Here is a 17,798-nt window from a genome sequence, read left to right on the forward strand (position 1 = left end):
CCCTAACTCTACTATTCTACCAAAAAATAAAGAATCGTGGGAAAGGGATGTTTTGGATTAGTATATCATACCATGGGAACTTAGAACATTCGTTCTTATCCATGGTGACTGAAAAAGATGCGCCCGGGAGTACACCCCATTCGCTTAAGCCTTTTGGTCGTAACCGGACCCTCCTTGCGATAGACGGCGCTTCATCGCCTATAATACAAAAAAACCGGGCGCAAACGCGTTCCGGTTCCAGAGTTTAAACATTTCTATGATTCGGAGAATCAGGTTCGTAAATACGTCATCAGCGGGGATACACCGGCTTCCCGGATACACTCCACAACGAGCCGGGCTATTTCAATTCCGCCGTATTCGCAAAAATGGGTATTGTCTTGAGCTCCCTCAGGCAGATTAGCCCATGTTCCGGGGTCGGCCCACATAAAAATTTCCTTGGTCGCTTCCTCACCCAGCCGCTCGAATAATTGCTTGCTCTTGGCCGCTAAATCCAAAAAGGGAACTCCCTCACGTACGGCAAGCTGACGCATCGCCTCAATGTACTCGCCATGGGTGTTGCGGATACAGTGATTTTCCTCAAAGAAACGTCTGTGCATCGGCGCTACCAGTACGGGGAAGGCTCCCCGCTCGCGGGCTCCATCTATATATTCCTTTAAATATTGCTGGTATGTGGTAAAGGGCTTCGTCCCGCCCTCATTGTCCTTCTCGTCATTGTGCGCGAACTGGATCAGCAAATAATCGGAGGGCTTTATTTTATTCCAAATATTATTCAGCCGGTTTTCCGTAATAAAGCTCTTGGAGCTTCTTCCGGACCGCGCGTGATTGGATATGGCGATTTCCGGGCCCAGAAACTTGCCCAGCATTTGCCCCCAGCCGGCGTACGGATATTGTCCGGACGGCTGATCCGTGACTGTAGAATCTCCCGCCAGAAATAAGGTAGGCAGTCGAGGCGCGCTTTCGATTTCGATCGCTCTTACGCTTGGCGCCTCTCCCGAAACCGCAAGCTTCAGCTGACCATCCTCTACTAGCACTGCAAATGTCGACCGCTCGATTTGACCGGATTCCGTTCTAACGTTATCAAGCATGAGTCTCCCTAATCCCGCCTTGACGGTCGTCGACGAAGGTGCCTCCCAGCTCCCCAGGGTTACGGATACCCTGTAGGCTCCATAGGGAACATCCACAAGCAGCGTCGGTACAGGCTTGGCAAAGTAGTCCCCTGCCCAGGAATCCCTCAGATCCTCGTTTTTAGACGGCTTGACCGCTTTTGCATACCCGTAGCCTTTAACCGCATCGTAAGCCGCCGATTCCTGAAGCGGAATCGAATCGGAGCTTGTCTCTTCCTCATGAAGCGCAAATCGATAATGAACCTTCAATTCTTCATCCCTCCTGCAGCTATTACCATAATAGTAAGCTCTGACAGAGGGCAGATCAATGTGAATTATTGAGTCTCATATGAATATCTGAAACCTCAGTTTGGCAGATAAGACAGCTGCAGGAATGTCAAAAAAAGCCCCTTTCGGCAGAAAGTTTTTTCCGCTTCCAGCCAAAGGGAGCTTTGTCTTGTGAATGAGAACTTATTTACTCTGTCATCCACACGGTTTTATCAGCCGCGGGCTTTCGTTTGCCCGGCAGCTGCTGCATATCGGGATACCCGATATAGATCAATCCGACGACCGCTTCCGATTCGTTCAAGCCGAACACCTGCTTCATTCTCGGATGGTAAGCAGGCTCACCTGAACGCCATATAGCTCCGAGACCAAGGGCATGTGCAGTCAAAAGCATGTTCTGAACCGCGGAATGCGCTGCGGCAAATTCCTCCATTCGATTGACCTTCGGTGCTGTTGAAGGCGATACGGCAATCGCAATCACCACGGGAGCCCGGAAGGCTTTATCTCCCGCTTTGCGTCTCAATGCTTGCAGTTCCTCATCGGAAGCATGCGGAGCCGCTTCAGCCGCAATATCGGCATACGCATCGGCCAGAGCCTGTCTCCCTCCGCCCGTCATGACGAAGAAACGCCATGGTTCCGTAGCATGGTGGCTAGGGGCCCAGTTCGCAGCTTCCAGCAAAGTCTCTATCAGCTGCTTATCTACTGGGTCCTGCTTCACTTTACCTACGCTGCGACGGTCTTTAATAGCTTCCCATAAGGGCATCTTTATATCGATTAATTGATTCATTATCGAGTCCCACCTTTTCTGTGCCGGTCCAAAGCAAGTCTTAATTTGAGAATAATTATCATTACCATTATAAGTTCGGCAAGCTTCAATTTCAAGCCCATTTGCTTCAACTAACAGCCTGATTCGGCTGCATCCTCTAAGGTTAAACAAAAAACAGCGGATATCCAGGAAGGTAGAGCTCCTGTTCACCGCTGCTTCATTAAAGGATTCGACTACTTATTTTCTTACTTGCTGCGTACTTCAAATATCGCGAATTTGAGGTAATGCCCTTCATCGACACCCAGGATACGCGGATGATCCTTACCGGCGCCGCGGAACTCGATTAAACGCAATATTTTTTTAGCGTCGACGGCTGCTGCATGAATCGTTTCCAGGAACAATTCCGGCTTCATATGATAGGAGCAGCTCGCAGTAACGAGATAGCCTCCTTCATTGACCAGCTTCATTCCATGAAGGTTGATGTCCTTATATCCTCTGCATGCGCCTTCCACAGCGCTTCTCGTTTTGGCAAATGCCGGAGGATCAAGAATGACGACATCCCATGTCCTGCCCTTCGCCTGGATAGGCTGTGAGGTATCTACCTTCTTCTTGTCGGCCTGGCTGCGCTCTGTACGCTGATCCAGCCCTCTAACCTGCTCACGCAAATATTCGAAAGCATCTGCAACGACAAATTCAACACGGTCCTCAAAGCCGTTCAGCTTGACATTCGTTCTAGCACTCTCAATTGCATGCTCGGAAATATCGAGGCAGGTAACCTTCTTGGCCCCATATTTGCACGCATTCAAAGTAAAGCTTCCCGTATGGGAGAAGCATTCCAGCACTGTCGCGCCATCCCAGTAAGGGAAGGACACCTGCTTACCGTTGGCATTGAACGGAGCCATAACTCCTTGTCCGGCTCCGTCTTCCCCGACAACCTCTTGGAGCGCAATCCCGCTCCGTTTGCCCCATCCAAGCATCAGCGGTGCTATAGCGGCGCGGTTTTCCCTTTGGTCGAAGAAATAGCCGGTTTTCTGTCCCTGCATGATATCAATATCCATCAGCAGCCCATTTTCTGTAATGCGAACATGCTGCGGACATTCTCCGTACAGCAGTCCCGTCCGCTCTTCCAGTCCTTCCAGCCCTCGTACCGACACATCGCTTCGTTCATAGATGCCGGTAGGACGAACAACCTCTACCAGCGCAGATACAATAGCATCGCGAACCCGATCCATGCCAAGGGTCAATATTTGAACGACCAGCACATCCTCGAAACGGTCGACGATGAGTCCCGGCAAAAAGTCCGCTTCTCCGTAAACGAGCCTGTAGGAACGAGCCCCCTGCAGGAAGCGGTCTCGGTGCTCCAGACAGCGGCGAAACCGTTCGGCGAAAAATTCATGCGTCATCTCCGCTATCGGCTCATAAGAAACGACTCGGACCACAATTTGCGAGGCGGGGTTCCAATAGCCGGTGGCTCCATATTGTCCCGCATGAGTGTATACATCGACCAGCTGCCCTGGCTCCGCTTCGCCCTCGAACCGCTCGACTTCCGTTTTAAAAATCCAGGGATGCCCCGCTTCAAGCCGTTTTTTTCTTTTTTTGTTTAAAAAAATAGATGCCAATGTAGCCGTTCCTCCTAATGAAACTTCTATACTTACTTGCCTGTGTATTGTTATGTATTTAAAGCGGGCGAAGGATCTAATAGAAATGGAGCACCATACAAAACCATGGGCTCCTCTTAACGGTTTAGTTCACTTCGTACCCGAGAGTATGCAAAGCCTTTTTCAAAACGCTATCGTTATTGCCGTACCCGGAATGCGTCTGCTGATGCCATGCCTCCAAGGGATGCAGCCATTCGACGCCCCGAATCTCTTCAACCTGGGCTTGCAGCGTACCGCCGGTCGCCTCGACCAGAAAGTAATGAACCTCTTTATCGACCAGACCTACACCCGACATCGTAAACTGATATTTGATCGTCTCTATGGGCTCCACAATCGCTCCGACAATACCCGTTTCTTCCAAAATTTCCCTAAGTGCCGTTTGTTCGACGGTTTCTCCAGGCTCCATTTTCCCTTTGGGAAGCGTAATCTTGCCATAGCGATCCTGAATCATTTGTACATACATTTCATTTCCGTTTTTCCGGAATACAACCCCTCCAGCAGATATTTCTTTCATGCGGCCCACCCTTTCCGTTTAGTTGAGAAAGAACAAGGATTTCACCCTGGAACCGGAATGAAATCCTTGCTTATTGCTGCCCTACACGATCAAAGCGCGAGACATTTCAGGAAGACGCAGCAGCTGTCCGCGGGACTCATTCACGCCCGCTTCCGTTACCTTCACCTTACATACGCTGCCGATCCAATCTTCGCTGCCTTCAAACACAAGCTGAATGTAGTTATCGGAATATCCCATAATGAGGCCGCTGTTAGCCTCCCCTTTATGAGCGCGCTCCGGAATCACCTCAAGGACTTGGCCGACAAATTGCTTGGCATAGGCCAGCTGCATCCGTTCGGACAAATCGATCAGCTCGTGAACACGTGCATTTTTGATTTCCTCGTCAATCTGATCCTCCATCCGCGCCGCAGGAGTTCCTGTGCGTTTGGAGTAAGGGAACACATGCATTTCAGAGAACTGCATTTGCTCCATGAAACGATATCCTTCACGGAACATTTCGTCCGTTTCCCCTGGGAAGCCGACGATAACATCCGTCGTAATAGCCACGCCGGGCATAATCTTATGGATTTTCTCAATTTTGCTACCGAACTCGGCCGTCGTATATTTACGGCGCATTCTGGCCAGCACGGCGTCATGTCCCGCCTGGAGCGGAATATGCAGATGACGGCACATTTTATCCGAGCCCTGCAGAGCCTCCAGCACCTCGTCCGTAATCTGGCTTGCCTCGATCGAGCTGATCCGAATACGCTTCAGCCCGTCCACTTTATCCAGATCCCAGAGAAGCTTCGCCAAGCTGTAGTTCTCCATATCTTCCCCATACCCGCCGGTATGAATACCTGTCAGAACAATTTCCTGATAACCGGCATCCACAAGCATCCGGGCCTGCTTCAGAACACTCTCCGGTTCCCGGCTTCTCATCAAGCCGCGGGACCAAGGAATGATACAGAACGTACAGAAGTTATTGCAGCCCTCCTGGATTTTCAAAAACGCTCTTGTCCGGTCTGCAAAGTCGGGAACGTCCAGCTCTTCGAACTGACGGGTTTTCATGATGTTGCGAACCGCATTAATCGGCTTGCGCTCATTCTCGAGCTGCTGCACGTAAGGAATGATTTTATCACGATCCTGAGTACCGATAACAAGATCGACACCCGGAATAGCCATAATTTCCGCCGGGGACGTCTGCGCATAGCAGCCTGTAACCGCTATGATCGCTTCCGGGTTGCGGCGAACCGCGCGACGAATCATCTGCCTGCTCTTCTTATCGCCCGTATTCGTTACGGTACAAGTGTTGATAACATATACATCCGCGGTTGACTCGAAATCGACCTGCTCATAGCCTTCATGCTTGAACAGCTGCCAAATCGCTTCCGTATCGTAAAAATTAACTTTACAGCCTAACGTATGAAACGCAACTGTAGGCATCTTCGTTATCCTCCCATCTCTCCGGTTTCGTACAAAATACACGTAAGACCAACCATTGCTGCCGTTTCCGTCCGCAATATACGTCTTCCCAAGCTGACGGAACGGCATCCCGCCGCTTCCGCCGCTTGCACTTCCTGCTCGGTAAAGCCGCCTTCAGGGCCAATGACAAGCATCAGCTTCAATCGCTGGCCCAAATTGCCTGTTCCTTCACCATCGGCTGAATCTATACGAAACGCTTTGCTCTTGGACAAAGCTTCTTGGATTTGTTCTTTGAATGCAATTCCCGATTCCTTCTCATAGCAGATCCAGGCCGCATCCATTTGCGGGATCAGCTGCAGCAGCTGCTTCCATGAATGAGGCGCCTCTACAGCGGGCACCCGGTTGCGGTGAGCCTGCTCGGCGGCCTCCTTGGCAATTTTTTGCCAGCGTTCGATCCGTTTTCCTTCTTTTTTCGCATCTAACTGAACGACCGTTCTCTCCGATACGAAGGGAACAAACCGGTCTGCGCCGATTTCGGTCCCTTTTTGAATAACGAGCTCCATCTTGTCGCCCTTGGGCAAGCTTTGCGCTATCCAAACCTCTACCGCAGGCTCATGGGTCATAGGCAGCCATTCGATAATGTCTGCTTCCACTCTGTCCTTTGCCGGCTCTCTAAGGCGGACCAGCGCCTCGCGGCTCATGCCGTCGCTGACAATGACTTGATCGCCTGCCTTGGCACGCATGACGCGGCTCAAATGGTGGGCATCATCTCCGACTATGGCTACGGACGATTCCAGGAAAAGCTCGGGTGCAATAAAGTAACGCTGCATGGTCTTCTCTACTTTCTCTTTCACATATCAACTGCTTGAGCATCAAATTTCATCATACAACTTTTTTTATGAAAAAGCCACCGTTTACAGCAATACCCGAATGACGGCAGCTGTTTCCTGTACGTTGCTATTTCCCGAATATGAACAAAACAACGCGGTTCAGCTCGTCCAATATGTCCCACTGCAGAGCAAAAACCGGTCCTATCGTTACGCGGCGAATCGGCGGAATGAAGAACATCAGCAATATAGCGTAAAACAGCCATTGCTCATAGGCCTTTATCTTCATCATGATAGAGGTCGGGAGCAGATCCTCGACAATCCGGTAGCCGTCCAACGGAGGCAGCGGCAGCAAATTCAGGATAAACAGAAAAATATTTTGCAATATCATCAGATTGAAAAACAATTTCACCGCCATACCAACGCCGTTCGATGCATGGTCCAGCGCTTGGTATTTCATCAGCAAATAAAAAATAATAAGACTGATAAAGGCAAGAACAAGATTGCTGACCGGACCGGCGGCCGATACGATAATCCCCATGAGACGCGGATTTTTGAAGCGGGAACGGTTCACCAGCACCGGCTTCGCCCACCCGATTCCAATGATCAGAAAAAAGATCATCCCGAGCCAATCCAGATGGACCCTCGGGTTTAACGTAAGCCGACCCATGGAACGGGGAGTCGGGTCCCCGAACCGGTCAGCGAAAAATGCGTGTGCAAATTCATGCACCGTAAAGCCGATCAGCAGCACAACAAATACAAACGGAAGCTGCTCAACCGGAAACGGCAAGAACGAGTTCCAATCCATAGACTCCACCTACAGCTTTCGGGCGATGATAACGACCCAATCTTGGTCTTCATGGCATTCGGTTACCGTGAATCCGGCCTCCGCCAGCCCTTTTTCTACGTCATCCTGCTTGCTCTTGATAATCCCGGAAACCACATAGGTGCCTCCAGGGGCCAATACATCGTAGACATCCTTCACAAACAGGAGGATGATCTCCGCCAAAATATTAGCGACAACCACCTGAACCGGGATTTTCACGCCCAGAGATGCCTCCGAGCCTTCCGCTTCGCTTTCTCTCAAAACCCCGAGCAAGTCGGACAATTTGACGGTTATGTTTGACTCCAATCCATTCAACCTTGCGTTCTCCGTAGCACTTGATACGGCTACCGGGTCCAGGTCCACGGCCAATACATGCTTGGCCCCCAGCTTGGATGCTGCAATAGCAAGGACGCCGGAGCCTGTTCCCACGTCGATAACGTCCTCCCCGCCTTGAATAACCTTCTCCAGCGTTCTCAGGCAGAGGGAGGTAGTAGCGTGAGTCCCCGTACCAAATGCCATGCCAGGATCAAGCTCGATAATCAGCTCCTCAGGGGTTGGCTGATAGTCCTCCCAGGTCGGCTTGATCGTCAATCGTTCGGAAATGCGCAAAGGCTTGAAATACTGCTTCCACGCGTTAGCCCAATCCTCGTCGTCCACTTCTTTCAGCTCATAAGTCGGGCTTCCCGTATCGATATCATAATCAGCCAGCTGCTCTACCGACCGCTTCAGTGATTCCATAATGGAATCCATCTCTGTCGTGTCGGAAAAATAGCCCTTGATAACGGCACGTCCTTCCGGGATATCGTTAAGAGGAAGCTCATACCATTGCCCAAGGGAAGTATCTCTTTGTTTGTTCAAGGTCCCCGATTCCTCTATCGATACTCCGCCCGCTCCGAGCTCATGGATAAAATTCGTAATCATCTCAATTGCTTCTTCTGTCGTATGTACGGTAACTTCATGCCAACGCATGTCTAAAATCCTCCCTAAACGTTCAACTATGGCAATGCACATGATTCCCAGTATACAATAATTCCGGCAAACAAAAAAGCTTCCCCATTAAGGAAGCTTTGATTGGTCTTATAATTTCCCCCCGGCCTCGGTAATGACGCGAAGGGCTTGCTCATAATAAGGTTCGTTCACAACAACCGTTAGTACGGCATCCATTCTGTCAGTTCCGTTAAAGCCCCCGCCGAACACTTCTTCCATAGGCGCGCTCATTCCGCTGGCATCGACGCTAGCCGCAGTAAGAATGCGTTCGTCTATCCCTTGACCTTCGTTTCCATAGGTTAAAAAGGAAAGTCCGGGAAACGTTCCTGTCGCCGGATTCATCGATTCGCTGACACCTGCGGCAGCGTTATGATGAATTGCATCCACGGAAACGTCGACGACCCTAAGAGCCTTTAGCTTCGGAACGATACGTTCCGCTTGATCGGGGGATTGAAAGAAAGCCATAATACTCTTCTCAGCCATAATCAGCTTGCCTCCTGTCGGCTTGCCTAGGACTGCTGACGTGCATCCGCCTGCTCTGCGCGTTCACGAGCCTCCAGATCCTCTTCGTCAGCAAATTCGGCATTATATTCAACATCTTCGTTTTTGGCAACGGGAAGCTTCTTGTTAGATTGAAGCGGCTGCTTCTTTCCAGGCATCATGCATCTCTCCTTCCGAGTAAGTGAATGCGAATGTGGATTAAGACTCCTTCTATTGTCCGCAAAAACATGGTTTCTATGCATAAGAAGTCCCTATTAAGCTGGGCTATGGCTGCGGAGCCGATTCAGGTATTTTACGGAGGATCTGAAAATAAATAAAAAACACACTGACAGGAGCCCCTGTCAGTGTGTTCAGCTTATTCGCCTAAAAATGCTTTTTTCATACGTTCAAAAATGGACTGCTGCTGCTCGTGAGTATTTTCTCCGTTGAGCCGCGAAAACTCGCGAAGCAGCTCTTTTTGTTCGTCGTTCAGATGGGTAGGCGTTACGACGACGACCTTCACATGCTGGTCCCCTTGCCCGTAGCCTCTTAAGCGGGGCACGCCTTTCCCCTTCAGACGAAAATACGTATCGGTCTGCGTTCCGGCCGGGATTTTCAGCTTCACCTTTTCCGTCAGCGTAGGGATTTCAATCTCATCACCCAATGCCGCTTGTGCGAACGTCAGCGGAATTTCGCAATAAATATCGTCACCCTCGCGTTCGAAGAAATCATGCGGCTTTACGCGAATAACCACATACAAGTCTCCCGGAGGACCTCCGCGAGTCCCTGCTTCCCCTTCGCCGGAAACACGAAGCTGTGCTCCATCGTCCACACCCGCAGGAATATTCAGGTGAATCGTGCGCTGCTTCTTCACCTTTCCGGAGCCGTGGCAGGTACCGCATTTTTCCTTGATCGTTACGCCTTGACCGCCGCAGGCCGAACATACACGGCGGTTGACGATCCGGCCAAAAGCCGTGTTCTGAACCACTTCCTGTTGACCTGTACCTTTACAAACCGTACATGTCTCCGGCTTGGTTCCAGGCTTCGCACCGTTGCCGTGGCAAGTATCGCAGGTTTCCGTGCGAGGAATATGAATATCGGTTTCTTTACCGAATACGGCCTCTTTAAATTCGATGGTCAGCGTGTACTGCAAGTCGTTCCCCCGCTGAGGAGCGTTCGGGTTACGACGCTGTCCGCCTCCGCCAAAGAACATATCGAACAGATCCCCAAAGCCGCCAAAATCCGCGCCTGCGCCGCCGCCCATGCCCTGGTTCGGGTCAACATGGCCGAAACGGTCGTACTGCGCTTTCTTTTGATCATCGCTCAGAACGTCATAGGCTTCCTTCGCTTCTTTGAACTTTTGTTCGGCGTCTGAAGCTTTATTAACGTCCGGATGGAATTTTCGGGCCATTTGGCGATAAGCCTTCTTGATATCATCTTGCGAAGCATCCTTGCTTACCCCAAGTACCTCGTAATAATCGCGTTTGCTCATTGTTCCACTCCCATTCTTAAAGCCATGAGAAAAACGTCTAACGACGTTCTTTCATAGATGCGCGACTCGTTCATCGCGGTTTTTATCGCCAATAGGAAATCCTTTCACCTGGGAAATCATCGTAGTGAAACAACATTTCCTATATGGTGATAATTGCTAACCAGGCAGGATGAACGACCTGAACGTGTGTGCTGCAGCCTATATCCAAGCATGACGTTATCGCAGATAGCCGAAATTCCTAATCAACATACGGAAAGTCAAAGCCGACAGGCAGCTTTGACCTTTCCATACGCTATAGGGTTGAACTACCGTGAATTAGCCTTGCTTTTTGTCGTCTACGACTTCAAAATCCGCGTCTACGACGTTCTCTTTTTTAGGCGCGCCTTCTGCTCCGGCTTCACCCGCAGAGCCTGCTTGCGCTTGCTGAGCTTGCTCATACAGCTTGACGGAAAGCTGTTGAACAACTTCAGTCAGCTCATCCGTTGCCGCTTTGATTTCGTCCAGGTTGTCGCCTTCCAGAGCTTTTTTCACTTTTTCTTTTGCGGCATTCGCTTTATCGATTTCACCTTGGTCTACTTTGTCGCCAAGATCTTTAATCGTTTTATCTACAGAGTATACCAGCTGATCGGCATTGTTGCGAGCCTCTACCAACTCTTTCCGTTTACGGTCCTCATCAGCATGAGCTTCCGCGTCCTTCATCATGCGGTCGATTTCATCATCTGACAAGCCGCTGGAGGAGGTGATGGTAATTTTTTGGCTCTTGCCTGTTCCTTTATCCGTAGCGTTTACGTTAACGATACCGTTGGCGTCGATATCGAAGGTAACTTCGATTTGCGGGATTCCGCGCGGAGCCGGAGGAATATCGCCCAGAATGAAGCGGCCCAATGTCTTGTTGTCGCTAGCCATGGAGCGCTCCCCTTGGAGCACGTGAATTTCAACGCTAGGCTGATTGTCAGCATATGTGGTGAACACCTGCGATTTGGTTGTAGGGATCGTCGTATTGCGCTCGATCATTTTCGTAAATACGCCGCCTGCAGTTTCGATACCCAAAGACAATGGAGTTACGTCCAGAAGAACAACGTCTTTTACGTCGCCTGTCAATACTCCTGCTTGAACGGCAGCGCCCAATGCAACGACTTCGTCAGGGTTAACACCTTTATGCGGCTCTTTGCCGATCAAACGTTTTACAGCTTCTTGAACGGCAGGAATACGAGTAGATCCGCCGACAAGTACCACTTTGTCGATTTGGCTTGCAGACAAGCCAGCATCGCTTAGCGCTTGGCGAGTAGGTCCCATAGTTCTTTCAACTAGGGAAGCGGAGATCTCTTCGAATTTGGCACGAGTCAGGTTGATCTCCAAGTGCTGAGGAACTCCATCCACTACCGTGATGAACGGCAGGGAAATCGTCGTCGTCAACACGCCGGAAAGCTCTTTCTTCGCTTTTTCTGCAGCGTCCTTCAAACGTTGAACAGCCGCTTTATCTTTGCTCAGGTCGATGCCCTGCTCTTTTTTGAACTCGGCTACCAAATAATCGATGATGACTTGGTCAAAATCGTCGCCGCCAAGACGGTTGTCACCGCTGGTTGCTTTAACTTCGAAGAAGCCGTCGCCCAGCTCAAGAATAGAAACGTCGAACGTACCGCCGCCCAAGTCGTATACGAGGATCGTTTGGTCTTCGGATTTCTCCATACCGTATGCCAATGCAGCCGCAGTAGGCTCGTTGACGATACGAAGAACTTCAAGACCTGCAATTTTGCCGGCATCCTTCGTTGCTTGACGCTGGCTGTCGTTGAAATAAGCCGGAACGGTAATAACCGCTTGGGTTACCGTAGTTCCAAGGTATGCTTCCGCATCAGCTTTCAGCTTTTGCAAAATCATTGCGGAAATTTCTTGAGGTGTATATTCTTTACCGTCAATCACTTCTTTATGGTTTGTACCCATATGACGTTTAATCGAAATGACCGTACGGTCCGGATTCGTGATGGCTTGACGCTTTGCCGTCTCCCCAACGATACGCTCTCCGTCTTTTTTGAAGCCGACTACGGATGGAGTTGTACGGTTGCCTTCCGCATTGGGAATAACAACAGCTTCTCCGCCTTCCATTACGGCCACGCAAGAGTTTGTTGTTCCTAAGTCAATACCGATAACTTTACTCATGTTGGATTAAACCTCCTTTAATTTACAAACGGTCGCATGATGCGCTGATGAAGCATTGATGTCATGATAGATGACGGTGAAAAAAAATGCGTTTCCTTAGGCAATAAAGGAATGGGGTTCGCGTTAAGCCATAGGCCCTCTTACTTAAACTGGGTCTAGGAGCTTACTTTCACCATGGCAGGACGCAGTACTTTATCCTTCAGCATGTAGCCTTTTTGTACTTCCTCCACTACGATGCCTTCCTCGTGCTCATCGGATTCCACCTGCATAATCGCTTGGTGGAACTCGGGATTAAACGGTTGTCCTACGGCATCCATAGCTTTCAAGCCTTCGTTTGCTAGAACTTGATCCAATTGGCGGAAAATCATATCGACGCCCTTCAGCAGCGCATCGTAATCTTTACTGTCTCTGCCAACAGCCAAAGCTCTATCGAAGTTATCTACTACCGGAAGAAGCTGCTCAACCAGCTTCATGGAAGCATACTTGGCGAACTCCTCTTTCTCCTGACGCGTGCGTCTTCTGAAGTTATCAAAATCCGCTTGCGCACGAAGGAGACGCTGGTAATTCTCTTCTGCCTGCTGGCGAAGCTGCTCCAGCTCGTTCGATGGCTCGCTTGCTGCTTCTGCTTGTTCTGCTTCAGTTCCGGCATTTTCGTTATATGTAGCGTCAACCTCTTGCCCGTTGTCCGCTTGTTCTTCGAATTGGTTTTTGTGTTCAGTACTCAATCTCTGTCACCTCCTTAATCTGAATCCGATAAGGTTCTATTTATTTATTTTAACCAAGCCATCCCTGATGTAAGCAATCATAGATGATGGAGCTGCGGGTGACCGGATAAAAGCTATTCTTCAGCGCGGGCCTGCTTCATCTTGATAACCGTATGAATGCGAAGCACTGCCGCGGCCACCTCTCCCGCTGCCTGCAGAGCATGCAGCTTCACATGAGCGGGATCGACGATGCCGTGCTCCAGCATGTCGATAACCAATCCGGTATCGCAATCGATGCCGAGTGCATCGGAGCCCGCGTTAATCTGCGCCGCCTTGACCTCTTCGACCTTCTCCAGCGGGTTGTATCCCGCGTTGACAACGATCTGGGCCAGCGGCTTGCGAAGCGCTTGAGCTACGGCGGCTACGCCGAAGCCTTCCATGCCCTGGATCGTCTCTCTCAAACGATCCAGCTCATAGGCCGCGGCCATTTCGGCTGCGCCCCCGCCAGGCAGACAGCCGCCGCGCAGTGCGGCCTGTACCGCTGAAGCGGCGTCCTTGGCGATGCGCAGGCGTTCGCCTACCACTTCGCTTGTGCTGGCGCCGACGACGATCGTCACCTGCGTCCTGCCTTTGCCCTCGGCCATCCGGACGCATTCAAGCCGCTCATCGTACGAGACACGGCCCGCGAAGCCGAGATAGCCTGCCAGCTCGGAGGACGGCTTGCGCAGCCCGCTGCGCCGAATCGGGCGGGCCCCCGTATATTCGCAGATCAGCCTCAAGTCCGATCTCGGCACGCGCTGTACGACCATAATGCCATGGTCCGTACAGAACTGCTCCGCCTCGGCGTTCACACCCCGATCGGCAACAATAAGTCCAACCTGCAGCTCTACGAGCTTCTCGAGCGATTTGCGGAACTGCTCCTTCAGCTGCATTTGCTTCTGGAAGCCCGCTTCGGTCATCAGCGCTTCCTCATCGATCGTTTCCGGCTCGAATGCGTCCTGAAACACCAGAACCGAAGCGGCGTCCGGCGGGAATTCGAGCTGGGAATTGATCGGCTTCTTCTGAATCAGGAGGCCGGGCCACACTTCGCTAACCGCCCGGCTGTGAGAAATCACCACATCCGCATAGCGGAAGTTTTCCTCCTGCAGCTTATGAACCCCGAGCCGTCGGACTCCCTCCAGGACCAGCTCCGCCAGGTCGGAATGCTCGCGGCCGGCAATATAGCCTATGCGATACAACAGCGGATCCTTTAAGCCCTCGATCCGCCTGCTCCGCTTGGCAAGGGATTCCAGCGCTGCAGCGACCCCCTGCTGAATCCCTTTAACGACTTTGGCTACAGGCACCCCGCGCGTCACCTGATTGACTCCCTCGGCTACCAGCGCTCCGGCCAGAACCGTAGCTGTCGTCGTTCCATCGCCGACCTGCTGCTGCTGCGAGCGTGCGACCTGAATCAGGAGGCGCGCCGCCGGGTGCGTAACGTCCATCTTCTCTAGTATGGTCACGCCGTCATTCGTAATAATGACATCGCCCTGTCCGCCGACCAGCATCGTATCAAGCCCTTTGGGCCCGAGCGTACCTTCGACAGCCGAACAAATTGCGCGGATAGCCCCCGCGTTATTCAACAGCGTAGCATACGTATCATCGCTTTCGTGCGTGACAGGTTTCATTTGACTCATTTATACCATCGCTCCAGCATCAAGGTCATATCTTTGGACAAGTGATCGAGCAAATTGATCACTTTGCCGTAATCCATCCGGGTAGGTCCGAGAATCCCTACGGTGCCGAGGTGCTTGCCTTCAAACGAATAGGATGCGGTTATCAAGGAGCAATCGTTGATAGCCTCGAACGAGTTTTCACTGCCGATTCTGACTTGTATACCTGCAGGCGTCCCTGTAATGAGCTTAGCAAGTACAGGCGTCTCCGCCAGCAGATCGAGAATGCTCTTGACCTTCTCCATATTTTGGAATTCAGGCTGAGTCAGCATATTGGTTGTGCCGCCCAGCACGATACGGTTTTCATCGTCGTGCTCGACGACATTGTTCAGCATCGCTATCAGCTCTTCATAGCCTGTCACGTAGCTGCGCATTTCTTCTCCAATCTCGCTGAACAGCTTCGATTTAAAATGCAGCAGCGGTACGTTTTGCATCCTGATATTAAGCAGATTGACGAATTTCTCAATCTCCGAAACCGATATTCCTTCCGGAATCGTCACCGTCTTGTTCTCGACATGTCCCGTATTCGTAACAATAATAGCGACAGCCGTACGGTCGTTCAACGGAACGATCTGCAGATGGCGCAGCGTAGTACTGAACATTTCCGGACCCATAACAATCGATGTATAATTAGTAAGATTGGACAACATCATCGCCACATGCTGGATGACTTGCTCCATCTCTTGCATCTTTTCTGAAAAGAACGATTTGAGCGCCTCCACCTCATGCTGCGCAAGGCTGCCGAAGGTGACCAGATGGTCAACGTAATAACGGTAGCCTTTGTGGGATGGTATTCGTCCTGCAGACGTGTGCGGCTGCTCCAAATAGCCCATTTCCTCCAAATCGGACATTTCATTGCGGATGGTGGCAGGGCTGAATCCCACATTTCCGCGCTTGGAAATACTGCGGGAGCCTACCGGCTCTGCTGAACGAATATAATCATCTACGATAGCACTTAAAATTTGCCGCTGGCGTTCGGTCAACATATTCAACCCTCCCAAATGATTACCAGGATTTACATGATTATTTCGCCGTTAGCACTCCGAACTGTTGAGTGCTAAATCATAATACAAAAATAACAGACCCGAAGGTCTGTGTCAAGTCAATCCAGCCGCTTCAAAACGGCTATTTCATCGCAGCAATGCTGCTTTTTACAGTGAATGCAGTCGCGCCATACCTTCTCGGGAAAAATCTCCTTCTGTACGACCGTAAAGCCGTTTTTCTCAAAGAAGGATACTTCGTAGGTCAATGCCATCACCTTAGGGATTTCCTGGCGTCTTGCTTCTTCGATCAGAGTGTCGACCAGGGAGCTTCCGATTCCTTGTCCCTTGTACCCTCCCGTCACACCTAGCGAGCGAATCTCAACCAGATCCTGCCCTAACCGCGTTAAGGAACCGCAGCCGACCAAACGGTCTTCTATAACAGCCACAACAAAGGTATCCAGCTGCTCGATTAAGGTTTCTCTCGATCTTGGCAGCATAATCCCTTGCTCTGCATATCCTTGTATAATTTCATATAATGTTTCAATATCGTCTTCTGTTGCTTTTCTGCATGTGACTGCCATAGAAAACCCACCATTCATAGAAAAAATAAGATATGAATAAATATACAACAAGACGTATAAAGAATTCAATAAGAAAAATGCTCAGTCCCTCTTTACGGTTCCTCCGCCGGGATATACTCCTAATGACGAGGGGGTGTCCCCCTGCTATTCGCTTAAAAACGCCCCGAATACTTCATTTCCGAGCAATATCCCTTGCGGCGACAAACGGTATCCGTTCTCCGTCAATTCCAGCAGGTTCTGCCCGATAAGCCTGTTTAACTCGGTCCCGAAGACCGATTCCAGCTCCCGCCCGAATTGGTGGTGAAAGTCCGCCCGGTTAACGCCGCGAAGCAGACGCAGACCGACCATCATGAAATCCTCCATGGCATCCTGCTCGCTGATCTCATACCTTTCAAGGATTGGCAGTCCTTCACGCGTTGCATCGATATAAGGCTGTACCCCTTTAATATTGATGTGGCGGTTGCCGTACGTATAGCCGTGAGCGCCGGCACCGATGCCGTAGTAGCTGCGGTTCAGCCAGTACATGCTGTTGTGTCGGCTCTCAAAGCCGGGCTTGGCAAAATTGCTGATCTCATACTGCGAATATCCCGCATTCTTCAAACGATCCATAATAAGCAGGAACATATTCAGCTCTTCATCCTCCTCCGGCAAAGGAAGCTGATTTTTCTGGTAGAGCGTATGGAACAGCGTATTCTCCTCCACTTTCAGGCTGTAAATGGAGTAATGAGGCAAATTCAACGCCAGAGCCTTGTCTATAGTATCGTTCAAAATGCCAACTGTCTGCTTCGGAAGTCCGAACATCAAATCGATGGACATGTTGGTGAAGCCGACCTTGCGGGCATTTTCCAGACTGCGGTACACATCGTCGGTATTATGAATGCGTCCGATCCCTTCCAGCAGCCCGTTATCAAACGACTGCACGCCGAAGCTGATCCGGTTGACGCCGCCTTCCTTCATGGCCTGAAGCTTCTCCAAGTCCGTTGTTCCCGGGTTCGCCTCCATTGAAAATTCAATGTGCGGGGACCGGTTAGGGAAATAAGTTCGGACTCTTCGCAAAAAGCTCTCCATTTGATCAGGCAGCAATACGGTCGGAGTTCCGCCCCCAACAAAGATCGTCTCAATTTCGCCGGGCGGCACTGCAGCTACGGTCTGCTCCATCTCCCTCTCCAGCGCATCCAAATAATCCATTACCGGCTGGCCCTTCAATACGAATGAGTTAAAATCGCAGTAATGGCATTTATTCGTGCAAAACGGGATGTGAATATATACAGCCTGCGGCGTTTCCTGACGCTGGTACATCATTTCACGTCTCCCTCCCTTCT

At 50.8% G+C, this 17,798-nt stretch carries 17 protein-coding genes; all 17 read right to left on the bottom strand.

The features are described 5' to 3' along the window. Positions 1-269: 269 nt before the first annotated feature. Complete coding sequence (locus tag ABEA66_RS20975) at positions 270-1,373, bottom strand: rhamnogalacturonan acetylesterase (protein ID WP_345590454.1); 1,104 nt, start codon at positions 1,371-1,373, stop codon at positions 270-272. A gap of 205 nt (positions 1,374-1,578) precedes the next feature. After that, positions 1,579-2,175 carry a nitroreductase family protein gene (locus ABEA66_RS20980; RefSeq protein WP_345590456.1) on the bottom strand — a complete coding sequence of 199 codons (597 nt, stop codon included), beginning with the start codon at positions 2,173-2,175 and terminating at the stop codon, positions 1,579-1,581. Positions 2,176-2,399: 224 nt separating this feature from the next. Next, on the bottom strand, positions 2,400-3,773 hold the full coding sequence (locus tag ABEA66_RS20985) for a class I SAM-dependent rRNA methyltransferase (protein ID WP_345590458.1): 1,374 nt from the start codon (positions 3,771-3,773) through the stop codon (positions 2,400-2,402). Between the two features lie 124 nt (positions 3,774-3,897). Next, the gene (locus ABEA66_RS20990) at positions 3,898-4,326 is read right to left on the bottom strand and encodes an NUDIX hydrolase (protein ID WP_345590460.1); all 429 of its coding nucleotides are present in this window, start codon (positions 4,324-4,326) and stop codon (positions 3,898-3,900) included. Between the two features lie 81 nt (positions 4,327-4,407). Further along, positions 4,408-5,748 carry a tRNA (N(6)-L-threonylcarbamoyladenosine(37)-C(2))-methylthiotransferase MtaB gene (mtaB, locus tag ABEA66_RS20995; RefSeq protein ID WP_345590462.1) on the bottom strand — a complete coding sequence of 447 codons (1,341 nt, stop codon included), beginning with the start codon at positions 5,746-5,748 and terminating at the stop codon, positions 4,408-4,410. A gap of 5 nt (positions 5,749-5,753) precedes the next feature. Continuing rightward, positions 5,754-6,557 carry a 16S rRNA (uracil(1498)-N(3))-methyltransferase gene (locus ABEA66_RS21000; RefSeq protein ID WP_345590562.1) on the bottom strand — a complete coding sequence of 268 codons (804 nt, stop codon included), beginning with the start codon at positions 6,555-6,557 and terminating at the stop codon, positions 5,754-5,756. A 127-nt stretch (positions 6,558-6,684) separates the two neighbouring features. Continuing rightward, entirely contained in the window at positions 6,685-7,362 is a 678-nt protein-coding gene (locus tag ABEA66_RS21005) for a site-2 protease family protein (protein WP_345590464.1), read from the bottom strand. Between the two features lie 9 nt (positions 7,363-7,371). Then, positions 7,372-8,349, bottom strand: coding sequence for a 50S ribosomal protein L11 methyltransferase (gene prmA, locus ABEA66_RS21010; protein WP_192702742.1), 978 nt, complete (start codon positions 8,347-8,349; stop codon positions 7,372-7,374). Between the two features lie 108 nt (positions 8,350-8,457). After that, a complete protein-coding gene (locus tag ABEA66_RS21015) occupies positions 8,458-8,850 on the bottom strand; it encodes a hypothetical protein (protein WP_079910567.1) in 393 nt (130 codons plus the stop codon). A gap of 26 nt (positions 8,851-8,876) precedes the next feature. Further along, entirely contained in the window at positions 8,877-9,029 is a 153-nt protein-coding gene (locus ABEA66_RS21020) for a YfhD family protein (RefSeq protein WP_192702743.1), read from the bottom strand. 194 nt (positions 9,030-9,223) lie between these two features. Next, complete coding sequence (gene dnaJ / locus ABEA66_RS21025) at positions 9,224-10,339, bottom strand: molecular chaperone DnaJ (RefSeq protein ID WP_345590469.1); 1,116 nt, start codon at positions 10,337-10,339, stop codon at positions 9,224-9,226. 315 nt (positions 10,340-10,654) lie between these two features. Beyond that, positions 10,655-12,496, bottom strand: a complete 1,842-nt coding sequence (dnaK, locus tag ABEA66_RS21030) for a molecular chaperone DnaK (RefSeq protein WP_345590471.1) — start codon at positions 12,494-12,496, stop codon at positions 10,655-10,657. A gap of 155 nt (positions 12,497-12,651) precedes the next feature. Next, positions 12,652-13,221, bottom strand: coding sequence for a nucleotide exchange factor GrpE (gene grpE, locus ABEA66_RS21035; protein ID WP_079910571.1), 570 nt, complete (start codon positions 13,219-13,221; stop codon positions 12,652-12,654). Between the two features lie 113 nt (positions 13,222-13,334). Next, on the bottom strand, positions 13,335-14,876 hold the full coding sequence (locus ABEA66_RS21040; protein WP_345590474.1) for a TCP-1/cpn60 chaperonin family protein: 1,542 nt from the start codon (positions 14,874-14,876) through the stop codon (positions 13,335-13,337). After that, the gene (gene hrcA / locus ABEA66_RS21045; protein WP_345590476.1) at positions 14,873-15,898 is read right to left on the bottom strand and encodes a heat-inducible transcriptional repressor HrcA; all 1,026 of its coding nucleotides are present in this window, start codon (positions 15,896-15,898) and stop codon (positions 14,873-14,875) included. The genes ABEA66_RS21040 and hrcA overlap by 4 nt, the downstream gene beginning before the upstream one ends. A 116-nt stretch (positions 15,899-16,014) precedes the next feature. Continuing rightward, entirely contained in the window at positions 16,015-16,476 is a 462-nt protein-coding gene (locus tag ABEA66_RS21050) for an N-acetyltransferase (protein ID WP_079910574.1), read from the bottom strand. A gap of 144 nt (positions 16,477-16,620) precedes the next feature. Continuing rightward, positions 16,621-17,775: a radical SAM family heme chaperone HemW gene (gene hemW, locus ABEA66_RS21055; RefSeq protein WP_345590564.1), complete on the bottom strand. Its 1,155-nt coding sequence runs from the start codon at positions 17,773-17,775 to the stop codon at positions 16,621-16,623. Between the last annotated feature and the right edge of the window lie 23 nt (positions 17,776-17,798).

This window comes from Paenibacillus vulneris (assembly GCF_039543185.1).
Taxonomy (GTDB): Bacteria; Bacillota; Bacilli; order Paenibacillales; family NBRC-103111; genus Paenibacillus_S; species Paenibacillus_S vulneris.